The sequence below is a fragment of the Mobilicoccus massiliensis genome (genome assembly GCF_000826525.2).
Taxonomy (GTDB): domain Bacteria; phylum Actinomycetota; class Actinomycetes; order Actinomycetales; family Dermatophilaceae; genus Mobilicoccus; species Mobilicoccus massiliensis.
The window spans coordinates 650143-673952 of sequence record NZ_LN651330.1; the positions used below are offsets into that span (position 1 = coordinate 650143).

The 23810-nt window shown below is 68.8% G+C and carries 13 protein-coding genes; 8 read left to right on the top strand and 5 right to left on the bottom strand.

Annotated elements, in window-relative coordinates; genetic code table 11:
• Positions 1-96: 96 nt before the first annotated feature.
• Together BN1197_RS12780 and BN1197_RS17560 are read right to left on the bottom strand one after the other, a co-directional pair.
• Positions 97-1179 (bottom strand): 5-methylcytosine restriction system specificity protein McrC, encoded by a 1083-nt coding sequence (locus BN1197_RS12780; RefSeq protein ID WP_052466684.1) that lies wholly within the window; start codon positions 1177-1179, stop codon positions 97-99.
• Entirely contained in the window at positions 1179-2972 is a 1794-nt protein-coding gene (locus tag BN1197_RS17560) for an McrB family protein (RefSeq protein ID WP_217991198.1), read from the bottom strand. Before BN1197_RS17560 ends, BN1197_RS12780 begins: the two co-directional genes overlap by 1 nt.
• Positions 2973-3153: 181 nt before the next feature.
• On the opposite strand from BN1197_RS17560, the gene BN1197_RS12790 reads away from it, so the two are divergent.
• The 5 genes from BN1197_RS12790 to BN1197_RS12810 all read left to right on the top strand — a co-directional run bounded on the left by BN1197_RS12790 (position 3154) and on the right by BN1197_RS12810 (position 13681).
• Positions 3154-6093, top strand: a complete 2940-nt coding sequence (locus tag BN1197_RS12790; protein ID WP_245851922.1) for a helicase-related protein — start codon at positions 3154-3156, stop codon at positions 6091-6093.
• Positions 6080-10807, top strand: coding sequence for an Eco57I restriction-modification methylase domain-containing protein (locus BN1197_RS12795; protein WP_052466687.1), 4728 nt, complete (start codon positions 6080-6082; stop codon positions 10805-10807). The genes BN1197_RS12790 and BN1197_RS12795 overlap by 14 nt, the downstream gene beginning before the upstream one ends.
• A 76-nt stretch (positions 10808-10883) precedes the next feature.
• Positions 10884-12596, top strand: a complete 1713-nt coding sequence (locus BN1197_RS12800) for an ATP-dependent nuclease (RefSeq protein WP_082043872.1) — start codon at positions 10884-10886, stop codon at positions 12594-12596.
• 14 nt (positions 12597-12610) lie between these two features.
• Positions 12611-12916, top strand: a complete 306-nt coding sequence (locus BN1197_RS12805; protein ID WP_040160238.1) for an AAA domain-containing protein — start codon at positions 12611-12613, stop codon at positions 12914-12916.
• 447 nt (positions 12917-13363) lie between these two features.
• Positions 13364-13681, top strand: a complete 318-nt coding sequence (locus BN1197_RS12810; protein WP_052466689.1) for an ATP-binding domain-containing protein — start codon at positions 13364-13366, stop codon at positions 13679-13681.
• A gap of 405 nt (positions 13682-14086) precedes the next feature.
• Here the strand turns inward: BN1197_RS12810 and BN1197_RS12815 are convergent, their stop codons facing one another.
• Together BN1197_RS12815 and BN1197_RS12820 are read right to left on the bottom strand one after the other, a co-directional pair.
• Positions 14087-14389 carry a hypothetical protein gene (locus tag BN1197_RS12815; RefSeq protein WP_141397283.1) on the bottom strand — a complete coding sequence of 101 codons (303 nt, stop codon included), beginning with the start codon at positions 14387-14389 and terminating at the stop codon, positions 14087-14089.
• Between the two features lie 85 nt (positions 14390-14474).
• Positions 14475-15131, bottom strand: coding sequence for a hypothetical protein (locus BN1197_RS12820; protein WP_141397284.1), 657 nt, complete (start codon positions 15129-15131; stop codon positions 14475-14477).
• 27 nt (positions 15132-15158) lie between these two features.
• Here BN1197_RS12820 and BN1197_RS12825 point away from each other — a divergent pair, with 27 nt between their 5' ends.
• Positions 15159-15473: a hypothetical protein gene (locus BN1197_RS12825; protein WP_141397285.1), complete on the top strand. Its 315-nt coding sequence runs from the start codon at positions 15159-15161 to the stop codon at positions 15471-15473.
• Positions 15474-15606: 133 nt separating this feature from the next.
• Here the strand turns inward: BN1197_RS12825 and BN1197_RS12830 are convergent, their stop codons facing one another.
• Positions 15607-15879 carry a type II toxin-antitoxin system Phd/YefM family antitoxin gene (locus tag BN1197_RS12830; RefSeq protein WP_176489755.1) on the bottom strand — a complete coding sequence of 91 codons (273 nt, stop codon included), beginning with the start codon at positions 15877-15879 and terminating at the stop codon, positions 15607-15609.
• Between the two features lie 331 nt (positions 15880-16210).
• Here BN1197_RS12830 and BN1197_RS12835 point away from each other — a divergent pair, with 331 nt between their 5' ends.
• Together BN1197_RS12835 and BN1197_RS12840 are read left to right on the top strand one after the other, a co-directional pair.
• Entirely contained in the window at positions 16211-17242 is a 1032-nt protein-coding gene (locus BN1197_RS12835) for a restriction endonuclease (RefSeq protein WP_040160241.1), read from the top strand.
• 157 nt (positions 17243-17399) lie between these two features.
• Positions 17400-23810: a DEAD/DEAH box helicase gene (locus tag BN1197_RS12840; protein ID WP_040160242.1), complete on the top strand. Its 6411-nt coding sequence runs from the start codon at positions 17400-17402 to the stop codon at positions 23808-23810.

Below are 23810 nucleotides of genomic sequence, written 5' to 3' on the forward strand. Positions count from 1 at the left end.
CTCGCGGGGAGCCGGCGGGGGTCAATCGGACTGCGTCATAACGCCGGCCGCGTCGCATGCCGCTGTGGCGTGCGCCGGCCGCAAGGTGGACGTGCTCTACCGCGCCCAGTCGTCGAGTGCCTCAGTAAGTGCACGTCGCGAGCTTGATGGGGGTTGACTGAGATCGACGCGTCGCACCCGAAAAGGGAATCCGTCGAGGTGCAGGTCGAGGTCTCTCCCGTTGTCATCGAGCGTCACTGCGCTGAGTAGGAGGCCGCGCGTAGGCTTGTCTGCCGCGCGGCTGAAGACAGAGCAGTAGGCGTGGAGCTGCCGTACGTAACCGGGGTTGAGCACCACCTTGGTGCGCACCGATGTGAACACGGGCGCGAACTTGCACTCGACGACGATCTGCTGTGTTGGCGAGCGGAGGACGACGTCTGCGTGTAGGCGGGGAAGGTAGGTGGTGTCGCCCTCTTCGCCCGTGGCGGGCCAGGGCCGCTGTTCCGCGTTGACGAACCATCCTTCAGGCTCAAGCTGCAGCCGGTAGAAACCCCGAACCGCGTCCTCGAACAACCTGCGCATCGCAGCCTCGTCCCGAACGATGACCGGGAGAGCCACCTCTCCGGGTGAGTGCTCGGGGGCGCACATGGATCGGACGACCCGGCTCAAGAGGAGCAGGTCTGGGTCCGCCCTGTCGGCGTGGCCGTACTGCTCGCGGGACAGCTCGATCGCAGTGGCATCCCGTGGCGCGATCCCGAGGCGCTCCATGTCCTGCGCAGCCTGCGTGCACCGGTGGCGCACGTCGGGGGCCTGTGCCGACCACCCGGCTTGGCGCAATGTCGTGAGCATGTGTCGATAGCGGGGAAGGTCGCGTGTGATCTCGGAGAAGCGGCAGAGGATTCGGCCCGACCCCATGAGCTGTCGCCGTTCCGTCCCGAGATGATCGACGCGGCCCCGGACGCGTGTGAGAACGCTCGTGCGCTCCCGGTAGCGCTGGCTGAGCATCGCGCGCATGCGTGATTCGACCTCGGTCGCGAGCAGCAGCGCCAGGGCATCGGGGAGGTCATTGTCACGTTCGCCGCGGTGGATCTTCTCTCGTGCGTCTCCTGTGATCTTCTCCAGCAGACCCGAGGCGTAGAGCAGCAGAAACCACACGCTGCGTACGTCGATGCGTGTGCTTCCGGCCCCAAACTCCAGCATCAGAAGCCCTTGAACAGGGCGTCGATCTCTTGGCGGACCTTGGCCGGGTTGCCTGGCCAGTACTCCGACAGTTGGGGGCCGATCGAGGTTTCGACGACGCTGCGGTACCAGGGCCCGAAGTCTCCGGGTTCTCGGCCTGGCGTGAGATAGGCATGCCCGATGCGGAACGACTCCCCGAGAGAGGGGTCTTCGCTGATCGAGGTGTTCAGGGTCTCGAGGCGCTTTCTTACCTCGGTGATCTTCGTCGACTCGTCCTTCGGGAACTTCTCCCTGAGATGATCAACCCATGTCTGCGTGAACGCCGGTTCGAGATCGAAGAAGGCGAAACGGCGTCGGAGAGCGAAGTCGACCAGAGCGAGCGATCGGTCCGCAGTGTTCATCGTGCCGATGACATGCAGGTTGTCGGGGAGCCAGAACGGCTTTTCGCCATCCTTCATGTAGGTGAGCTCTAGCGCGTCTCTCGAGGATCGCTTGGTCGCCTCCAACAGGGTGAGCATCTCGCCCAAGGCCTGGGCCGGGTTGCCGCGGTTGAACTCCTCAATGAGGAGCACGTGAGGTATGTCGGGGTTGTTCCGCGCCGCCTCTGCGTGCTGCATGAGCGGGCCGTCGACAAGCGTCAGGCGGCCGTCTGCCGCAGGTCGCCACCCTCGGACGAAGTCCTCATACGACGTGCCGGGGTGGAACTGCACCGACCGCACAGCAGCGTCCAGCCGTTGGCCGATGAGGACGTAGGCCAGACGCTTGGCCAGCCAGGTCTTGCCGGTACCGGGTGGCCCTTGTAGCACGATGTTCCGCTGCTCGGTCCACCGCGTGACGATGTCGCGCAGGTATCCGGGGTCGTGGAAAGCGCCGTCGCTCACGACGTCTTCAACGGTATAGGTGTCGACCGGAGAGCCGCTCACCGCGGGTCCACTAGCCGCGGGGTCCGCTGGCTCGGGTTCGTCGCCTTTCCACATGTGTCGTAGCGGGGGGTCGTAGAACGCCGGCGTCCTGCCTTGGGGCTCCATCCAGAGCCGGAGGGCGGCCAGGTCGGCGTCCGGGTCGTCGGAGGGCGCTCGACCTGTGTGCTCGGGGTAGAACGCGTCGATGATCTTCCGCAGATGTTCCGCGGAGACCACCGGAGCAAAGAACTCGGGATGGCGAAGGTAGAGGAGGGAGCGACGCAGGGTGGGCTCGCTCGTACCGGGGGCGTCGTCAACGACCCGTCGCCAGGTGAGCGGGTTCGTAGCGCAGTCCGACTGGACCCCCGGATCGAGAGCCCGGAAGTAGCGCAGGAACTGGATCAGCACGCACAGGTGGAAGTATCGCCGTGACAGGAAGGCGATCCCGCCATTGAACACCTGGTCCGACAGGGCCTGTGTCACGTCCTCCGGAAGCTCTGGCTTGGAGGGTGCGAGGTCCAGGATGCACCGCAGGTTCGCGGCCTTCTTGTCCGCGCCGATGTTGTGCAGCGGCAGCATCTGTAGGAGATAGAGCTCGGCGAGGAGGAGGATCGGGCCGTCGGGCAGGCCGTCAAGCTGCTTCGCGATCTTGGTGTCGAAGGTGTCACCGGAGACATCTGGCCGCTCGACGAAGTGGCGGATCAGCAGATCGACATTCGCTTCGGTCCATACGTCGTCCGTTACGAAGACCGACCCCCCGTGCTGCAAGTGGCCGAAGATCACGCCCGCCAGATGGAGCAATTCGTGATGCTCCGGATCGACTCCGTGCGGGAGGGGCGGGCCATCGATGGCCCCCGACGAGTACTGGAGGAGAGGGTTGGTGACCCCGGCGGCTCGGCTCGACCCGCTCATGGGCCGAGGCTAGGTCACAGCCGCGTTGATGGACGCCCCTCCGCAGGCCCTGGCATGCCCGGCCCCACCGTGCTGTGGCAGACGCCCAGATGACGGTGCTGTGAATCTGCCGGGGTCAGGCCGTCCCCCTTCTGGCGAATTCCCATGGCACGATGGCCGAGTGGGGTGGGTAGATGGGGGAGTGGGAGAGCTCGAGGGCATTGCGCCGGGCTCGCTCGTCGTCGTGCGTGACGAGGAGTGGGTGGTCACGCAGGTGTCGCAGACGCGTGACGGCGTGCTCGTCACCGCGCAGGGGTTGGGGGAGCTGGTCGCGGGGACGACGGCGCAGTTCTACTCCGAGCTCGACGACATCCGCCCGTTCGATCCGCGGGACACCCGCGTCGTGGCCGACGCATCTGCGAACCACCGGCGCGCACGGTTGTGGCTGGAGGCCACGCTACGCAAGACGTCGCTGCCGATCGACGACGACCGCCTCGCGGTGACGGGCTCGATGCTCGCCGACGCGCTCGACTACCAGCGCGCCGCCGTCCGTAAGGCCCTCGACCCCGAGACGCTGCGCCCGCGCATCCTGCTCGCCGACGCGGTCGGCCTGGGCAAGACCCTCGAGATCGGCATGATCCTCTCCGAACTCGTCCGGCGCGGTCGGGGTGAGCGGATCCTCGTCGTCACGCCCCGCCACGTGCTCGAGCAGATGCAGCACGAGCTGTGGTGCCGGTTCGCGTTGCCGTTCGTGCGGCTCGACTCCGTCGGCATCCAGCGCGTCCGCCGCAGGCTGCCCGCCACCCGTAACCCGTTCGGGCTGTACAAGCGGGCGATCATCTCGATCGACACGCTCAAGAACGACCGCTACCTCGCGCACCTGCGCAAGCACCGGTGGGACGCCGTCGTCATCGACGAGTCGCACAACATCACCAACTCCGCGACGCAGAACAACCGCCTCGCGAACGTGCTCGCGCCCCAGACCGACGCGCTCATCCTCGCCAGCGCCACCCCGCACAACGGCAAGCGGGAGTCGTTCGCCGAGCTCGTCCGCCTCCTCGAACCCACCGCCGTCACGCCCGAGGGCGACATCGACGCCGGCGAACTCGACCGCCTCGTTATCCGCCGGCACCGCCACTCGCCCGACGTCGCCACGGCCGTCGGCGGCGACTGGGCCGAACGGCAGCCGCCGCACAACCGACTCGTGTCCGCCTCGCCCGAGGAGGACGCCATCGCGCAGGAACTCGCCGACCACTGGCTCTACGCCGACCGCCCCGCCACCCTGGGTGGGGGACGCTCCGCGGACGCCCTCTTCGGCTGGACCCTCGCCAAGGCGTTCCTCTCATCCCCGGCGGCGCTCGCGGAATCGGCGCGCAACCGTCTCGCCCGGGCGAGCGGCATGTCCGCCGACGATCGCGCGTCGCTCGAACGGCTCGCCGACCTGGCCGACCAGGCCGCGGCGTCCACCACCGGCAAGTACGCGGCGCTGCTCGAAGAGTTCCGCCGCATCGGCATCGGCAAGTCCTCGCGGGAGCGTGTCGTCGTCTTCGCCGAGCGCGTCCCGACGCTGCACTGGCTCCGCGACCGCCTCACGGCCGATCTGGGCATGAAGCCGAACCAGGTGCGGGTGCTGCACGGCGGGTTGTCCGACGTGGAGCAGCAGGAGATCGTCGAGGAGTTCAAGCAGGAGTCCTCGCCGGTTCGAGTGCTCGTCACGGGCGATGTCGCGAGCGAGGGCGTCAACCTGCACCTGCAGTGTCACGAGCTCATCCACTTCGACATCCCCTGGTCGCTCATCCGCATCGAGCAGCGCAACGGCCGCATCGACCGGTACGGGCAGCGGACGTCACCGCGCATCACGACCCTGCTGCTGCAGCCGAGCGACGACCGGTTCTCGGGCGACCTGCGGGTCCTCACGAGCCTCATGACGAAGGAGCACGAGGCGCACACCGCGCTGGGCGACTCCGCCTCCCTCATGGGGGAATACAACGTGGAGGCCGAGGAGAAGAAGATCCGCGACGTGCTGCTGCACAAGGCGGAGCTCGACGACGTCGTCGCGACGCCGCAGCAGATCCTCGGCGGCGGCGACCTGGCGAGCCTGCTGGCCCAGCTCGCCCAGGCGCGTGACGAGTTCGACGACGAGGCGGCCGGTTCGTCGGCGCTGGACGACACCGCGGGCGGCACGGGCCTCTACACCTCCCACGTCGACTACCTGCGGGAGGCCGTGCACACGATCTACGCCCGGCCCGCCGAGGCCCCGGGCGCCCACGGCGCGGGTGGCGTCGCCTGGCGGGAGCACCGGGAGGAGCAGATCGTCGAGCTCACGCCGCCGTCCGACCTGCGTGACCGACTGGCGGTGCTGCCGCAGGGGTACCTCAAGGACCGCGAGGTGACGCAGCGGCTCAAGCTCGCGACGAGCACGACCAAGGGTCAGGCCCTGTTGACCGCGGCGCTGCAGGACGACACGTCGAGCTCGTGGCCGTCGGCGCACTACCTGGGGCCGCTCCACCCGGTACTCGAATGGGCCGGCGACCGGGTGCTGTCGGCGCTCGGGCGGGGCGAGGTGTTCGCCGTCCGCGGTGACGTCGAGGGGCCGACGGTGCTGCTCCTCGGCACGCTGACCAACCGCGCGGGGCAGACGGTCGCGGCCTCGTGGATCCAGGTCGGGTTCGACATCGACATGCCGGGATTCCCGCGCACGCAGATGCACTCCTCGGCGGCGGAGATGCTCGCCGAGGTGGGCGTCGGCGCGCAGATGACCAACCCCGGCCCGGTGGCCGACGTCGACCGGCTCACCGACCTCGTCGGGCCCGCGGTCACCGCGGCCGAGAAGACCCTGGCCCTCACGTTCGCGACGGCCGAGGATGCCGCCCGGCAGCGGGTCGACCGGTGGTCGCAGCGCGTCCACCGGTGGATGAGCGACGCGGACTCGGCTGCCGGGCGCCTGCCGTTGGAACAGCGTCGGGTCAGCGTCGAGGAGGAACGCCGGTTGGCGGAGGAACGGCTGCCGGAGCGTCGGCACCTGCGCCCGCTGCTCGTCGTCGTCCCGCAGGACTGGCCGACCGCAGGCACCACCGGGGGCGTCGCGAGCGACGTCGCCGTGGCCGCGGCGGCAGAAGGAGGCACGGATGCCCGTCAGTGACGCGCTCGTCGTCGGCGAGGACTGGATCAGCGAGCATTACTTCACCACCGACGCGCCGAAGGAGTCGTTCCAGGGCCGCGTCGTCGATCGGCGCAAGGCGTGGGACGCGGACGAGGCGGAGACGACGCGCTCGCGGTTCGTCGCCGCTCGCGGCGAGATCGAGAAGCGCCTCGTCGGTCTGTCGGAGTTCACCGGCGGGTCCGACGACGCCGACGACTGTGGCGATGCCGCCCCGGGTGCGCCGGGGACGACCTTCCGGCCCGTGAGCGAGGAGGAGCGGCAGGCCGTCCTCGACGTCGACGACCTGCTCATGCGCGTGCTCGGGTACCGCACGGGGGAGTTCACGCTCCGCGACGACGGCCCGCTCACGTGGGTGGCGCCGCTCGGCACGCCGGATGCGCCGTCGCTCGTCGTCGTGCGGGCCCGGCCGGTCGCGACGGTGGAGCAGCTCATCGCGAAGAAGGCGCCGACGCTGATCGAGCCGTGGCTCCCCGCGGGGGACGAGACGGCACCCGCCGAGGTCGTCCCGTCGGTGGCGGGGGTGCTCACGGCGGCGATGACGCGGCACGACGGCCCGGCGTTCGCGCTGGTGCTCGCGGGCCGCTGGTGCCTCGTCGCGGAGAAGGAGCGGTGGCCCGAAGGGCGTTGGCTCGCGGTGGATCTGCAGCTCGTGTGCGAACGCAACGACGCCAAGCGCGGCGGCGAGGTCGACCGGGCGTTGACGATCCTCGACGCGGCGTCGCTCGCGCCGGACGCGTCGGGTACGACGTGGTGGGCCGAGACGCTCGAGGACTCTTCTCGGCACACCGTGGGGGTGAGCAAGGACCTGCGGGAGGGCGTGCGCCTGTCGATCGAGGTCATTGCCAACGAGGTCGTGTCCCGCCGGGCTGACCCTCACCTTGGGCTGCGCCTCGACCCGCTGCCGGCCGACCAGGCGCAGCCGCTCGCGAAGCAGGCGCTGCGGTACCTGTACCGGATCCTGTTTCTCCTCTACGCCGAGGCGTCGCCCGAGCTGGGTGTGTTGCCGGTGGGGGCGGCGGAGTACGACGCGGGGTACGGGCTCGACCGGCTGCGGGACTTGGCGCTCACGGAGATCCACTCGGAGCGGGCGCGGCGCGGCACGCATCTGTACGAGTCGCTGGACCGGCTGTTCGTGCTCGTCGACCAGGGGCACACGCCCGGCGGTGACGAGTCGCTGGGGGAGGGGCTGGAGTTCCACGGCCTGCGCGCCGACCTCTTCCGGCCGGAGGCGATCTCGCACATCGCGGAGACGAAGCTCGGCAACGAGGCGCTGCTCAAGGTCTTGCGGATGCTGCTGCTGAGCAAGGAGTCGAACAAGGCGGACCGCGGGTTCATCTCGTACGTGGAGCTGGGCATCAACCAGTTGGGTGCGGTGTACGAGGGCCTCATGTCGTACACGGGCTCGTTCGCGACGGAGGACCTGTACGAGGTCGCGAAGGGCGGGGACCCGGGCAAGGGGTCGTGGGTGGTGCCGGTGCACCGCTCGGACCACCTGGACGCGAAGGACTTCGTGCGGGTACGCAACGAGCAGACCGGCGAGGACGAGCCGGTGCTGCATCGCAAGGGCACGTTCGTGTTCCGGCTGTCGGGGCGGGATCGGCAGCGGTCGGCGTCGTACTACACGCCGGAGGTGTTGACGCGGTTCACGGTGCAGCAGGCCCTGGAGGAGCTGCTCGACCAGGACGGCACGCGCACGTCGGCGGCGGAGATCCTGCAGCTCACGGTGTGTGAGCCGGCGCTGGGCTCGGGGGCGTTCGCGATCGAGGCGGTGCGCCAGCTCGCCGAGCAGTATCTGGAGCGGCGGCAGGAGGAGCTGGGCACAAGGATCGAGCCGGAGGACCGCCCGGCGGAGCTGCAGAAGGTGAAGGCGCACATCGCGCTGCACCAGGTGTACGGGGTGGACCTCAATGCGACGGCCGTGGAGCTTGCGGAGGTGTCGCTGTGGCTCGACACGATGGTGAAGGGGTTGCGTGCGCCGTGGTTCGGGCTGCGGCTGCGGCGCGGTAACTCGTTGGTGGGGGCGCGGCAGGCGTTCTACGCGCCGGAGGACATGGCGAAGAAGGCGTGGCTGACGCGGACCCCGACGGACCGGCCGCTCTCGGAGCTGGCCGAGGCCGTCGCGGCGGGGCGCCCGCCGGTGCTCGGTGGGGCGATCCACCACTTCCTCCTGCCGGCGCAGGGCTGGGGGTCCGCGGTCGAGGTGCCGAAGGCCGTGCGCGACCTGGTGCCCCCGGAGACGTTGAAGGCGTTGAAGGCGTGGCGGAGTTCGGTGCGGAGGGCGCCGAGCACAACGCAGGTGAAGGAGTTGCAGGCGCTCGCGACGCGGGTGGAGACGTTGTGGTCGATCGCGTTGCGGCGGTTGACGATCGCGGAGGCGGAGTCGAGCCGGGCGATTGACGTGTGGGGTCTGGAGGGGGAGCGGCCGGCGTCGTCGGTGTCGCGGGAGGAGATCGAGGCGAGCCTCGCCGATCCGGATGGCGCGTGGCAGCGGCTGCACACGTTGATGAACGCGTGGTGTGCGCTGTGGTTCTGGCCGCTCACGGAGACCGAGGTCGCACCGCCGAGCTTCGACGAATGGCTCGACACGTGCCGGATGATCCTCGGCGCGCCGGAGAAGGTGAAGCCCTCCGACGCCAAGCGCGGCGACGGGTCGCTTTTCAGCGCCACCGCGTGGGAGGCCTTGAACGACGAGGAGACCAACGACCGCATCTTCGCGCAGGCCTCGTCGATGGCGTCGATCCCTGAGGCTCACCCGTGGCTCGGGGTGTGCGACCGGATCGCGGGGGAGCAGGGGTTCTTCCACTGGGAACTCGACTTCGCCACCGTGTTCGCCCGGGGCGGGTTCGACCTGCAGGTCGGGAACCCGCCGTGGGTACGGCCGCGTACGGACGTGGAGGCGCTGCTCGCGGAAGCTGACCCCTGGTGGGCCTTGGCCCTCAAACCCAGCGAGGCGGCGAAGACCGAGCAACGCGAACTCACGCTGCAAGTGCCCGGAACCGTCCACAACGTGGTGGACGGGACGGCCGAGGTGGTGGTCCTCGCGGACCTGTTGGGCGATCCGACTATGTACCCGCTGCTGTCGGCCCAACCGGACCTCTACCGCGCCTTCATGGCGCAGGTGTGGCAGCACGCGGCGCCGACAGGGGTGTCCGTGCTGATCCACCTGGAGTCGCACTTCACAGACGACAAGGCCACCGATCTGCGACGGGAGACCTACCGCCGCCTGCGGAGGCACTGGCAGTTCATCAATGAACTGCACCTCTTCGAAATTCAGAACCAGAAGACTTACGGGGTCAACGTCTACGGGTCCGCTCGGGAGCCCCGATTCAGCCACGCAGCCTCGTTGTACCACCCCGACACGGTCCTGCGGTCGCAGCGCCACGATGGCAGGGGCGCAGAACCGGGCATCAAGACTGGTGACGGCCACTGGGACCTCTCACCTCATCGCGGGCGGATTCAGTTGGTCGAGCCCGAGGTCCTTGCCCTGTGGGCTGAGGTTCTTGGCTCTGCGGATCTCACAGCCCCGCAGATGCTCTACAGCGTCAACTCTGCCGCTTCCCGGACCCTCAATGCCCTGGCGCAGAACGAACGCATCGCCAGCACGGAGCCACAGTTTTCCCGCGGGTGGGACGAGTCCATCGACCGAAAAGCCGGGAGATTTGTCGCCCATTGGGGTATAGCGGACACCTGGCACCAGGTCATCTTGCAGGGATCGCACCTGTTCGTAGGAAACCCCTTCAATAAGTGGCCCAACCAAACGCTCAAGAACCACCGCGACTGGACCGTCGTTGACCTGGAGTCGCTGGCTTCGGACGCCGTGCCGGTAACCGGCTACAGGCCCGCGGGCGACCTTGTCGTGTACGACGCGAGATACACCCACTGGGGCGACGAACGGGCACCCGCTCGCGACCACTACCGCGTGGCGTGGCGCGCAATGGCAGCGAACACGGGCGAGCGGACGCTCATTCCCGCGCTAATCCCGCCGGGCGCGACCCACGTCCACACGGTGACTTCTCTCGGCATGCCGGGCCAGCCTCGCGAACTCGTAGCTGTGGCAGGGGTGATGAGCTCCCTCCTTGCGGACTTCGTCGTCCGAAGTGCTCCTAAGTCGGCAATCACGCCCACGGTGGTCGCGAACCTCCCGATGGTGCCGATGGATCACCCGCTGATCCCGGCCCTCATCCTCCGCACGCTCCGCCTCAACTGCCTCACGGACGCCTACGCAGACCTATGGGCGCAGTGCTGGGACGGCGCATTCCGGAACGATGAGCCGATCTTGCCCCGCTACGACGAGCGCCCAGTCGGCCCAGACTGGACCCCGGGCACCCCGCTACGCCGAGCCGCGGATCGGCGAAATGCACAGGTGGAGCTGGATGCAATGGTGGCGATCATGTTGGGGATCCCGATCAAAGACCTGTGCACGATTTACCGCACCCAGTTCGCCGTGCTGTACGGCTACGACCACCGCGAGTACACCTACGACAACTCTGGTCGCCTGGCTCCGAACGCAGCACTAGCCAAGAGGTGTGCCCTAGAATCCTTCAGGACGCCTCCCCAATCCTCGACTGCTGAGTTTGCGGCTGTCCAACCTGACAGTAGCGCAGCTTATAATGGCGAATTGCCGCTGGTAGCTCGTGACCGGGAAGCCGACCTTGAGTTGGTTTGTAAAGTCCTGTCCAACTTCTATTTGTAAAGTCCTGTCCAACTTCTAGGGGTGTTCGCCTGATTTGCGCAGCCCCCCGACGACCGTAGGGAGCAAAGGGGAGTCCATGAAGATTGACACCATCAAGATTAGTAACTTTAAAGCCATCAGGGCTACGGAAATTGACCTGGCCCAGACGCTGACGGTACTGGTCGGCGCCAACGGATCGGGAAAAAGCTCGGTTCTGCAGGCGATTCACTGGATGTTGCAGTCAGGGCGGAATTCAAGCGTCGAGCCCAGTTCTATTGGTAAGGCGTCCACCCTTTCGGAGCGAGACGCTATATACATGCCGTCCCCTGACTACCGCAAGGCTGCGCACGATACGGAATATGGAAATTTCAAGACCCAGCCTCAGATGGATGTTACCGTTCGCGCTATCGCAGATGATGATGAGGTGTCTTCTGCGGCAATGTGGCTCAAGTCTGCTCGCAACGAGGGATTGTCGGTACATGTCCCAGCGGGCAATCCGATCGTGGCCATGATGCGGGATCAGTCTCGCGAAATTAGCGCGTACATTCCTGGCGTGGCTGGCATTCCCTTGATGGAGGAGAAGCGTTCACGGCTCGTAGTGCAACGCTCTGCAGCTGCAGGGGACGCTAACACCGTTCTGCGCAACATGCTGGATTTGCTTCGGCAGCAGGAGATTGACGGGGAAAACGGTCTGGCCCTCGTGTCCAAGTACGTTTCCGACGCGATGGGTTCATTCGACCTGGATGTCGACTTCCAGGACGATCGCCACTCGCACGTGATGGCTGAATTTCGCACCGGAAGAATGGCAGGAGGCGAGGGTAAATCGCATAGACCGCTAGAGCTGGCAGGTACGGGGTATCTGCAGGTACTCCAGATCTTCTGCTATCTGCTCTACTATCGGCCAGTCTTGCTGCTTGTGGACGAGCCTGACGCTCACCTCTATCCAAGTGCCCAGGAGGCTTTGGTGCGCGTGCTCTTCGAAGCTGCGCGACGGTTCGATGCACAAGTCATACTCACTACACACAGCCCTTCCATTATCCGTGCGCTGCCCGCGGAGTCAAAGGTGCTATGGATGGACAGCGGCGCGGTCGTGGATCACGGAGAGCATGAGACGCGTAAGTTGATGGGGTGGGGACTGCTGGATCGACGTCGGGTACTCATCACCGAGGACGAAGACATCGACATGATTCACGCATTGCTCGCCCAGTGGCCGCAGTTGGAGCGCGAAACAGCCATTTGGCCGGTCTTTGGCAGTGGCAATACGCCCACTGCTGACGGAGTTGCCGCCTTCCGGTCTCTTCTCGGGGTCAACGTCGTCTTGCACAGGGATCGGGATTTCATGATGCCTAGTGAGGTGGCTTTTCTCGTGAAGAAATATGAACGGGAGGGGATGAGAATGTGGGTCACGGAGCATTCGGATATGGAGGCGTACTGGATTCATCCCGCAGTCATAGCGGCCCACTGTGGCGTTGGGTTGACCGAGGCGGAGGAAGTCTTGAATGAGGCGCTGGGGCAGACGACCGCCGATGATGAGCACCTCAAGCTTAGGCGGCGGAAGCGGAGCGATGTTCTGCGGAAAGCTCAGGACAGGGATGGGTCTCAGCCACAATACGGCGACTCGGACGTAGAGGCTGAGGCTACGAAGGATGGGGTGCAGTATGGCGTTCTTGGCAAAAGCATGATGAAGGCAATCAGGGGCGTGCTCCAGCAGCGCAAGTATGCGAACAGCGGATCCTTTGGGAAGTCGGTACCGAGTGGTTTGTCTGGAGATTTAGCTCTAGATCTGCGAGCTGCCCTCGAGTCGGTGTAGATCATTCCCTCCAGGTGAGCGGCACGGCGTGGAAGGTGTTCTTCCTCGTCGTGTCGCTCATATCGACGACGTTCGCCTCGTTCGGGCGGATGTTCTCGCACCTGGGCGCGGAATCGCTCGGCTGGGTGTTCATCGACGAGGCCGGGCAGGCGACGCCCCAGTCGGCTGCCGGTGCCCTGTGGCGGGCACAGCACGCGCTCGTCGTCGGTGACCCGCTGCAGCTCACGCCCATCGTCACGCAGCCTACCAAGGCCGAGGCGAACATCGCCCTCGAGCACCGGGTGCCGCGCCTCGCGCTGCCGTCGCAGACCTCCGTCTAGCGGATCGCCGACGCGGCCAATCCGTGGGCACCACGATGGGGTCGGGCGACGACGCCCTCTGGGTGGGGACGCCGTTGCGCGTCCACCGCCGTTGCGACGACCCCATGTTCACCATCTCCAACGAGGTGGCGTACGGCGGGAGGATGATCCACGGCGTCCCCGCGGGTGAACGGAAGCCGTCACCCCTCGCCCCGAGTGCGTGGCTGCACGTGCGCGCCCAGGGCGGCAACGGCCACGCGCTGGCGGCCGACCTCCGCGTGGCGGAGCAGATCGTGCGTGACCTGCTTGCCGGTGTGCCCGACTGCGGGGGAGTGGTGGTGCCGCCGGATCAGGTCATCGTCATCTCACCGTTCCGGGACATGGCGAACGCCCTCGCGCGGTTGCCCTACCGGCTCGGCGCCCCGGTGCGAGCCGGGACCGTCCACGCCGCGCAAGGGCAGGAGGCCGATGTCGTCGTGTTCGTCCTTGGCGGCGATCCCGCCCGCCCCGGCGCCCGCAGCGACCGTCCACGCCGCGCAAGGGCAGGAGGCCGATGTCGTCGTGTTCGTCCTTGGCGGCGATCCCGCCCGCCCCGGCGCCCGCAGCTGGGCCGCCTCCACCCCCAACCTCGTCAACGTCGCCGCCAGTCGCGCCAAGCAGCGGCTCTACGTCATCGGGGACCACCAGGCCTGGGCGCCGCTGCCGCACTTCACGACGTTAGCCGCCCATCTGACCCGGCGGGACGTGACCGGGGAGAGGGTGTGGGGCGCGGTGGGGAACGACTAGCACGGCCGAGGCACCAGGCCGCGCGCCTGCCCGCCGCCTACCTTCGTCCTGGTCCGAACGGCGACGGCTTGCCGGCCTCGAGAGGCGGGTCGAGGCGAAGCTCGACGGCAATGTACGGAAGAAGTCGTCTGGCCTCGGCCGCGCCCGCTTTACCCAAATGAGCGTGCAGTGGGCGCAAGACGGCCCGCACGTGCCGCCTGTCGGAGGGGCTCATCGCTGCTGCCACCGGTCGGTAGTCGTCAATCGTCGATATCAGAACGCCCAGATCGTCCAGGTGGCGCTCCCGGTCCCTGCTATCGACCAGGTAAGCCCTGGCCTTGAGAACGATGGCGCCTGCGACCGTCGGCACGGCGAGGCGTACGTCTTCATCTGCACCCGAAATCCTGACGGTCGTGAGATGCCGCGTCAGGACGAGGTTCCACCGGGCGCCGCCACCGTCCCTCTCCGTCGAAAGCGGGGCGGACGCGCCATGTGGTCCGGCACGAGAATGTCGATGACCGCCCCGTCGGTCCCGCGCATCCACCGGTGTGCCGGCGCCTTCTCGTCGATACTCGCGTGGAAGTGATAGCCGAGCCGGCGCAATCCCTCGTCGATGTCCGGTACACGCAGCAGTGCCACGTCGAGAAGCGCGTCCACATCGACGGTCGCGCGCGAAGTGACACCCGCGATCCGCGCGTGAACATCGACCATGAGGCCACCGACCAGCACCCATCCCTCCGTGACGGCGGTCGCGAGTTCTCGCGCCTGGGGCCACGGGGCGGCCCAGCCACCGGGCGGCTCCGAGAGGACGAGGTCAGACGGCACGGAGAGCCCCTTCCAGCCAAGCGCGACCGGCGGAGGACTCGCGCGTGTCGCCGTAGGCGTACAGGTCCAAGGCGACTACCGCGTCGTTCGCATCAGGCCGTTCCGCAAGTCGGAACAGCAGCTCCCCGTCGGCGGCCGGCTCCAGCGCGAATGCCGCGGCGATCTCGTCGGCGTCGGCGCTTCTCACGTACGCGATGAGCACCGGCGCCGCAGCATCTGTCAGACCGAACACGCTCCGTCGTCGTGCATCCAGCGCCGACGCGCCGGACACCTCGACGCGCTCCCGCAGCCCGCCAACCGCTCCGTTCAGACGATGCAGTCGGTAGGACGCGCCCCGTCCCTCGGCCAGGTAGGCCAGCCGCGGCACATCGATCGACCGCAGAACGGCCCGCAACCTAGAGAGTTGCGAACCCGCCAACCGATCGGTCCCACCCCGCCCCAGGAGGTCGAGGGCCGCCCACGCCGTCGCCTCCGACCAGCGACGGCCGCGGCCGCGCGCCCGCTCCAGCGCCCGCAGCGACAGCGTGTCGACATCCCAGGCGCCACCCAGCGTCCGGTCCGCTGCCAGCAGACCCGCGTCGATGTAGTCGCGGACCTGCACCTCGCTCACCCGCAGCTGCGACGCGGCGATCACGGTCGACACCATGACGGAAAGGTAACGCGAGCGAAGCATATGTGTCATTACGGCCTCGGCATCTCGAATGCCCTTGCCCGGCTCCCCGAGCGGCTCGACGCTCTGGTGCGGGCCGGCATCGTCCACACCGCGCAAGGGCAGGAGGCCGATGTCGTCGTGTTCGTCCTCGGTGGCGACCCCGCCCGCACCTGGGCCGCCTCCACCCCCAACCTCATCAACGAGGCTGCCGGCCGCGCCAAGAAGCGGCTCTACGTCATCGGGGACCACCAGGCCTGGGCGCCGCTGCCGCACTTCACAACGTTGGCGACCCACCTGACCCGGCGGGACGTGACTGCGGAGAGGGTGTGGGCCTGATCGGGCCCCTCACCTCCTGCGGGTCAGAGCAGAGTTCGCCTTCGACGAAGGATGGTCGTAGCGATCGGAAGCTCGAGCGCCTCACGGAGCCAGCTAGGTCCTAACCTTTCCGCAACCCGACATCCGTTCACCTTCAAGGTCTTAAACTTCGACAGATGCTCGTGTGAGGGAAGGAAAACCCCGATGGGTCTTCGTCGATGTCTCGACGTAGGGCCGCAGCATCGACCGGAGGCAGGGAACGGAACCGCTCCACGAGAGCCGACGGACCCAAGGGGCGCCGCGGCACCGGGCTGAGGACCGCGACAGGTGTGCCGTCCTTGGTCACGGTCAACCGCTCACCACGGCCGACGCGCTGCAACACCTCCGCGCTGTCGTTGCGCAGACTGCGCACGGGGATGCTCGTCATGACTTCAATGTGTCACGGGTGATACACGCCGTACAGGGCCTGTTGCGGTTAGTGGCCGGGCGCCTCCAGGGCACCACGCCGCCGAGGGGCGGCCCGGGAATCACGGAGCTCATCGGCTCGGCGAGCTTCGGTACGATGGCGCCACTAACACCGGCTCCGCTGTTGACTTCACGGTCTTCATGGGCCGGTTTTCTTGTTCGCCAAGCTCGTCTCCGACTGCCCCGTGCCCCATCTCAGTGTTCGCTACGGCCACACCATTACTCCCCGCACTTCCGCTCCCGCCTCGGCCGCCGATGGGAGGATGGCGGTAGCAGCAACGGAGGGGTGCGAGATGAGCGCGTGGGTGGTTCGAGCCGGCATGCACGGGGAAGCCGAGGAGTTCAATCTCGGCCACTCGGTCGCGAGCGTCGGGTGGCCCGAGATCGGCGACCTGTCGTCGTGCACGACTCGGGACGCGGTGGCGAGTCTCGTCGCCCAGGCGTATCCCGAGATGACCGCCAGTAAACTCGCCGCCGCCACAGGGCAACTCTGGGCTTTCAGCCACTCGATCCGGCCCGGGGATGTCGTCGTCATGCCGCTGAAGACGCAGCGCGGCATGCTCACGATCGGACGATGCACCGGCCGCTACCGCTACGACGGGTCACAACCGGTGCACCACCGCCACCTCCTGCCCGCCGAGTGGCGCACGGAGCCTGTCGCCCGGGTCGTCATCAAGGACGACCTCCTCGCGAGCCTCAACGCGATCCGCACGGTGTTCAACCCGACCCGCAACCAGGCCGAGAACCGCCTCGTTCACGTGCTCGAACACGGCACGGACCCGGGGCTCTCAGGGGTGACGGCGGTGCCCGACCGCGACGAGAACGTGGCCGACCCGGACCCGGTGCCGACGCTGGAGGCCATTCGCGATCGGGTGCGCACTCACGTCGCCGAGAACTTCGCGGAACACAAGCTCACCCACCTCGTGGCCGAAGTCCTGGAGACGATGGGCTTTCACTGCGAGGTCTCCCCGGCCGGCCCCGACGGTGGCGTCGACATCCTCGCCGGAAGCGGTCCACTGGGTTTGGATTCGCCCACGCTGGTCGTCGAGGTGAAATCCGAACCGACACCCGTGGGCAGCGCTGTCGTGCGAGGGCTGCACAGCGCGATGACCCGGTACGACGCCGATCAGGGGCTTCTCGTCGCCCTCGGCGGCACCACCACCCCGGCACAGCGAGAGTTTTCCACCCTCCGCACCCGGCTGCGGGTCTGGGACGCCGACACCTTCCTCGACCATCTCTTCGACCGTTACGAGATGCTCCCCGCCCTCACCCGGCAGAAGCTGCCACTCACGCGGGCCTGGGTCCTGGACGACCCGAGCGAGTGACGGGATCGACACGTCACGCCGAGATCCAGGGCGCGCGTGTGCCCATCGCGGTGGACCGGTAGCGCTCGCCAACGCCCTGCTCGCTGCCCTCGAACTACAGTGAATCCGACACGCCGAGAGTCGAACCGGTCGATGCCGACCGCCCAGGGGGAGCGCGATGACGCAGCTGTTGCCGAGCCTGCAGGCCGAGCGGGTGCGTCGGTCGTTGGTCGACTACCTGTCGACGACGTTCGCGCTCGCCGACGCCGAGCCCCGGCGTGCGCTGGCCGAGTTCCTCGAACACCCCGACGACGGCATCTTCAAGGGCCCGTACGTGCGGTTGCGGCTCCCGTTCCGCCCGGCCGACGCGTCGTGGCGTGACCACCTCGACTGGACGCCGCCGTTCCCGCCGTACCGCCACCAGGCCGAGGCCTACGCGCGCCTGACCAGCAAGGACCTCGGCCCCGACAAGCCCCGCCCGCTGCCGACGATCGTCACCACCGGCACCGGATCGGGCAAGACCGAGGCGTTCCTCCACCCCATCCTCGACGATTGCCGCCGCGCCCGACTCCGCGGCGAGACCGGCATTAAGGCTCTCATCCTCTACCCGATGAACGCCCTCGCCGACGACCAGGCCCAACGCCTCGCGAGGCTGCTCACCCAGGACCCCGCACTCGCCGGGATCACCGCCGGTCTCTACACCGGCGACGCCCGCGCCGGACAGCCCGGGCAAGGCGGCACCAAGGTCTCTGCTGACGGGCTCATCACCCACCGCAGCGTCCTCCGCGACGACCCGCCGGACATCCTCCTCACCAACTACAAGATGCTCGACCAGCTGCTCCTCCGCCCCGAGGACCAGACCCTCTGGGCCAAGAGTTGGAAGTCGCTCACCTACCTCGTCCTCGACGAGTTCCACACCTACGACGGCGCCCAGGGCACCGACGTCGCCATCCTCCTGCGCCGCCTCGGGCTCGCCCTGCGCAGCCACGTGCCCGCGGACCACCCCGCTCGTGCCCGCTACGACGAACGCCCCCTCGGCACGCTCACCCCCGTCGCCACCTCCGCCACCCTCGGCGACTCCGACGACCCCACCGCCATGCTCGACTTCGCCGCCCAGGTGTTCGGCGAACCACTCACCCGCGACGCGGCCATCACCGAGCACCGCGTCGACCTCGAGACCTTCACCGCCCCACTCCGCGAACGTGTCGACCCCCGCCTCGAGCGCAAGTTCGAGACCATCCTCGCCGCCGACCTCGCCGAGCTGGCCGCCGTCGGGCACGACCACGCGGACGACGCCGACCGGTTGCTCGGTGAAGTGGTCCGCCTTCTCTACAAGGGGGACAAGGACGGCAACCTGCCGGCCGGCATCGACGACGCGACCCTGCTGCAGGCCCACTCCGGTGTGCGGCGCCTCGTCGAGCTCGCCGAGAACGCCACCCACGTCGACGACCTCGTCCGTGCCCTCTTCGCCCCGGCGGCCGTCGACGACATGGCCACCGCCCGCGAGGCGCTCGCGGCGATCCTCGCCGGCCTCAGCATCATCCGCCTCGGCAACCGCAACGCCGTGTCTGTCGACGTCACCCTGTGGCTCCGCGAACTCACGCGCGTCGACCGGCTCCTCGCCGCCGAGCCGGGATTCCGGTGGACCGACGACGGCGGCGACGTCGCCACCGACACCACCCCCGCGCTGCCCGGGGTCTTCTGTCGTGCGTGCGGCCGATCCGGCTGGGGCGTCACGCTCAAGGCCACCGGCCGCGACCTGGCCGACCGCGACACCCACATCCGCGGCGACCACATGAACGGCACCGCCCGGTTCCGCGCCCTCCTGCACGCCCCCGGGGAGGCCGCCGCCGTCACCGCCGCCGCAGCCGCGGGGGAGGCCCACCCCGAGCAGGCCGCACCCGCGCTGCGCTGGCTCGACGCCCGTCAACGCACGATCCTCGCCCACACCCCCGCCCAGGACGACGAGGACCTGCTCGAGGGCCACATCCTCCCCGTCGTCATGCTCGACGGCGAGGCCCAGGACGTCGAGAAGCGCTCCCGCGCCGACGAATGCCCCTCGTGCGGCCGCACCGACCAGATCCGGTTCCTCGGCAGCGCCATCGCGACGATGCTCTCGGTGACGCTCTCCACCCTGTTCGGCGACCCCGCCCTCGACGCGGGGGAGAAGCGATCGCTCGTCTTCACCGACTCCGTGCAGGACGCCGCCCACCGCGCTGGATTCGTCGACCACCGCTCCCACGCGATGTCGCTGCGCACCGCCCTGCGCCGGCCCCTCACCGCGGCCATGACACTCCCCGAGTGGGTCGACGCCGCCATGCGTGCCGCCGAGGACGACCCCTTCGCCCGGTACCGCCTCGTCCCCGCCGCCCTCGTCGGCCACTCCGACTTCGAGCCCTACTGGACCCAGCAGCCCTACACACGGGTGCCGGCGAAATCCCGCAAGGCCGTCCGCCGACGCCTCGCGTTCGACGCCGCCCTGGAGGTGGGCCTGCAGACCGGGGTCGGCCGCACCCTGGAGGCCACCGGCTCCATCGCCGTGCACGTCTACGCCGGACGCGCCGACGCCCTCCTCGCCCACGGCCGATCCGCACTCGGGGGCACCTCCGAGACGACGCTCGACGGCGCCCTCGACTCCACCGACCAGGCCGTGCGCACGTGGGTCCGGGGAGTGCTCGAACACATGCGCCGCGACGGCGCCATCGACCACGAATGGCTCATCAAGTACGTCAAGGACGACGGCAACCGCCACTGGATCTGGGGCGGCCGACGCCGCGAACAGGGCGCCCCGGCGTTCCCCCGTGGGCGCAGCGCTCCGGCGTTCCCCGTGGCCGGCGCCGAGCTCGACACCTCGAAGACGACGTTCGTCCCGCTCGCCAAGCCACGATCCTGGTACGCGCGCTGGGCCGCCAAATGTCTCGGCGTCACCCCCCACCACGGTGCGGCGCTGAGCAAGCAGCTCTTCACGCGGTTCGCCGACGAGGGCGTGCTCTCGGCCACGCCCACCGCCCGCGGGGGAGTAGCCTACGGCATCCCGCCCGAGCGCGTGATGATCCGACCCCTGAGTGCCGCCGACCTGCTGCAGGAGACGACGCTGCTCGTCTGCGACACCTGTCGTTCGCCCCTGCCCGTCTCGCCGACCATCGGCCGCGAACTGCAGGACGGACCCTGCACCACGCTCGACTGCCGGGGGCGGCTGCGCGACACCCCTCGCGAGGTCGAGTCGTTCTACCGGACCCTCTTCGCATCCTCCGACATGCGTCGCGTCGACGCCCGCGAACACACGAGCCTGCTCGAACCGGCGGAGCGGCGCGAGATCGAGGGCGGGTTCAAACGCCCGGAGCAGCAGCCCGGCGACCCCAACGTCCTCGTCGCCACGCCCACGCTCGAGATGGGAATCGACATCGGTGACCTCTCCACCGTGATGCTCTCCTCGTTGCCCGACTCCGTCGCCAAGTACCAGCAGCGCGTCGGCCGCGGCGGTCGCCTCACCGGCTCCGCGCTCTCCCTCGCCTACGTCACCGGCCGCGGCGAGAACCTGCCCCGCCTCGGCGATCCGACGTCGATGATCAACGGCGCCGTGCGCCCGCCCGCCACCTACCTCGACGCCGAGGAGATCCTGCGCCGCCAGTTCCTCGCCTCCGTCGTCGACCGCATGGTGCGCGAGGGGCGGATCCACATCCCGCGCACCGCCGGCGAGGCCCTCGGGTCCGCCGACCCCGGAACGATGCTCGGTGACGTCATCGCGCGCATCCGCGACGATGGTCGGCGTCTGTTGGACGCGTTCGTCGCGACGTTCGCGGAGCGGGGAACCCCCGGCCTGGTGGCGCTCGAGGCGTGGGTGCTGGGAACGGGCGAGCCCGATCAGGACGGCATCCCGCCGAGTGCCGAGGCGACGATCTGCCGCGCCGTCGCCGACCACACCCGTGAGGTCGAGGACCTCCAGCGCCGCCGCGCCGAGGTCGAGGCCGCCATCCCCGCGCTGCGCGAGCAGGCCGACCTGCCCGCCGCGACCGAGGAGGACCGACGCGCTCTGCGGTCGGCGATCGCCGGTTCACGGCTGCTGAAGAAGGTCCTCCACGACCTCACCGACGAGACGTGGATCTCCGGTCTCGAACTGCGCGGTCTGCTGCCCAACTACTCCCTGCTCGACGACACCGTGCGGCTCGACGCGCAGGTCTCGTGGATCGACCCCGACACCCAGCAGTACGACGTCGAACCCCTCGTCGTCGACCGCGGATCCTCCCGGGCCCTTACCGAACTCGCTCCCGGCGCGTTCTTCTACGCACGGCGCCTCGAGATGCGTGTCGACGGGGTCGAACTCGGGCAGGACCTGGCCGAGGTTGCGACCCACGTCGCCTGCGACACGTGCGGCTACGTCGCCCGTCTCGCGTCTCCCACGGAGGCCTCGCCGCGTACGTGCCCACGCTGCGGCAGCGCGGGCATCGCCGAGACCGGCCAGCGGTTCGAAGCGGCCCGCCTGGAGCGGGTGTTCTCCGACATCCGCCGCGACGACGCGACGATCGGCGACGACACCGACGAACGCCGCCGCACCCGGTTCGAGGTCGTCGTCGCCCCCGACTTCGACCCCGCCCGCCGCGTCGACCAGTGGGCCGTCGACGGCGTCGGCCTCGGCGTCGCGCACTACCGCCGCATGACCGTGCGGTGGTTCAACGTCGGACGCGACGTGCCCAGCCCCGAGACGATGCTCTTCTCCGGTCGCGGGGTCACCGCCCAGCAGTTCCGGCTGTGCGAGGCGTGCGGCAAGCTCGACGGCGGCTCCGGCCGCAACGAAGCGGGGGAACACCGCGCATGGTGCCGGTACCGCACCGTCGAGGGGGAGCACACGCGATCCCTCGCGCTCTCCCGCGAACTCGTCACCCAAGGTGTCGCGATCAGCCTGCCGCCCGCCGTCACCGGCGACATGCACAGCGTCCCCAGCCTGGCCGCGGCGCTGCACCTGGGCCTGCGCGAGGTCATGGGCGGCGCACCCACCCACCTGCGCGTCGAGGTCGTGCCCCACCCCGTCGACGACACCCACGGAGAGACCCACGAGGCCCTCTTCCTCCACGACGCCGTGCCCGGCGGCACCGGCTACCTCACCGAACTCGCCACCCCGCAGCGTCTCTGGCCCATCCTCGTCCGCGCCGCGCAGGTGCTCGACACCTGCCCGTGCGCCGAGGAGGGCCGCGGCAGCTGCCACCGCTGCCTCGCCCCCTACGGCCGCGACGTCTACCGCGTCGACGCCCTCCGCGCACTCAAGGCGCTCCTCGATGCCGGCCCCGACCGCTCGGTGGGAGACCTCGACCCAGGGCTCTGCACATGGCGAGTCGTGCCCGATGCATCGCCGACGCACCCGGAGCCGGTCACCGAGTCGCTGTTCCGGACGTTGCTCAAACAGCGCCTGGAGGCTCACGGAACGATCAAAACGACGCCCACCGCGGACGGCCCGCGCCTCACGATCACGGGCATCGGGAACCGCACCTGGCATCTCACCCCGCAGGTCAAACTCGGCGGTGTCTGTCCTGACTTCGTCCTGTCCTCCTCGGGGCTGCCGTCTCTCGCGATCTTCGTCGACGGCCACGCCTTCCATGCGAGCCCAGCCGTCAACCGTCTGGCAGATGACGCGGTGAAACGGGAGCGGCTCCGAGTCGACGGTTACCGGGTTGTCGCGGTGACGCACCAGGACCTCGAATCGCCCGCTGCCCCCGACTGGTTGAACGCCGGGGTCATCCGGATGCTCATGCAGTTCCCGGCGGGGACGCCCGGCGCGGGCGTCTCGTCCTCCGCCGTGGACGAGCAGATGGGCGGCCCACTGAGTCTCCTGGAAGGGGTCGTGCGCGAGCCGGAGAGCAACCCCCGGCGCAGCCTCGCCGATGCGCTCACCCTGCTGCTCGGCGTCACCCCCGGCACGGTGCCCGACGCCGTGATCGCAGCGGACGCGAGCCTCGTCGGCGTCGTCGCCGCCGACCTTCGCGGCGAGGGGCTCCCGACCGTAGGCGAGCAGGTCCTCCTCATCCACCGCCGTCCGTACCTCGTGCTGGCCGCGCGAATGGTGGGGGCGGCGACGCAGGAGATCGCCCTCGTCCTCGACGACCGGGACGACGCCGTGGCGGACCCCGACCACGCCGACGCGTGGCGGGAGTGGCTGCGCCTCTCGAACGTGCTCGCGTTCTCGACCGTGCCTGCGACGATCACGACGCTGCAGGCGCTGGGCGCTGCGGGTGATTCCACGGTCGACGTCATCACGACGCCGGGCGTCGCCGTCGACCTCGGTGCGGATCTCCCCGGAGGGTGGGCCGAGGTCGACCTCGACCCGGCGTACACCGAACCCGTCGTCGCGCAGCTTGCGTCTCTGCTGGCCGAGGCCGGTGCGCCCCCGGCCGAGAGCGGCGCAGAGGTCGAGACGGGATCGGTCGTCGAACTGTCCTGGCCCACGCTCAAGGTCGCCGTCGTCCTCGACGACATGGACTCGGCCGAGATGGACGAACTCCGCACCGCAGGATGGGCGGTACACCCGACGAAGGACGACACCACCTCGCTCGCGCAGGCCGTGATGGCGTCGCTGCAACGCACGACGGAGGAGTGA

Coding starts and splice junctions, on each gene's coding strand:
- BN1197_RS17560 (WP_217991198.1), bottom strand. CDS start 2,972: ATGAGCGGGTCGAGCCGAGCCGCCGGGGTCACCAACCCTCTCCTCCAG.
- BN1197_RS12800 (WP_082043872.1), top strand. CDS start 10,884: ATGAAGATTGACACCATCAAGATTAGTAACTTTAAAGCCATCAGGGCT.
- BN1197_RS12825 (WP_141397285.1), top strand. CDS start 15,159: ATGTGTCATTACGGCCTCGGCATCTCGAATGCCCTTGCCCGGCTCCCC.
- BN1197_RS12840 (WP_040160242.1), top strand. CDS start 17,400: ATGACGCAGCTGTTGCCGAGCCTGCAGGCCGAGCGGGTGCGTCGGTCG.
- BN1197_RS12820 (WP_141397284.1), bottom strand. CDS start 15,131: ATGGTGTCGACCGTGATCGCCGCGTCGCAGCTGCGGGTGAGCGAGGTG.
- BN1197_RS12830 (WP_176489755.1), bottom strand. CDS start 15,879: ATGACGAGCATCCCCGTGCGCAGTCTGCGCAACGACAGCGCGGAGGTG.
- BN1197_RS12810 (WP_052466689.1), top strand. CDS start 13,364: ATGTCGTCGTGTTCGTCCTTGGCGGCGATCCCGCCCGCCCCGGCGCCC.
- BN1197_RS12795 (WP_052466687.1), top strand. CDS start 6,080: ATGCCCGTCAGTGACGCGCTCGTCGTCGGCGAGGACTGGATCAGCGAG.
- BN1197_RS12780 (WP_052466684.1), bottom strand. CDS start 1,179: ATGCTGGAGTTTGGGGCCGGAAGCACACGCATCGACGTACGCAGCGTG.
- BN1197_RS12835 (WP_040160241.1), top strand. CDS start 16,211: ATGAGCGCGTGGGTGGTTCGAGCCGGCATGCACGGGGAAGCCGAGGAG.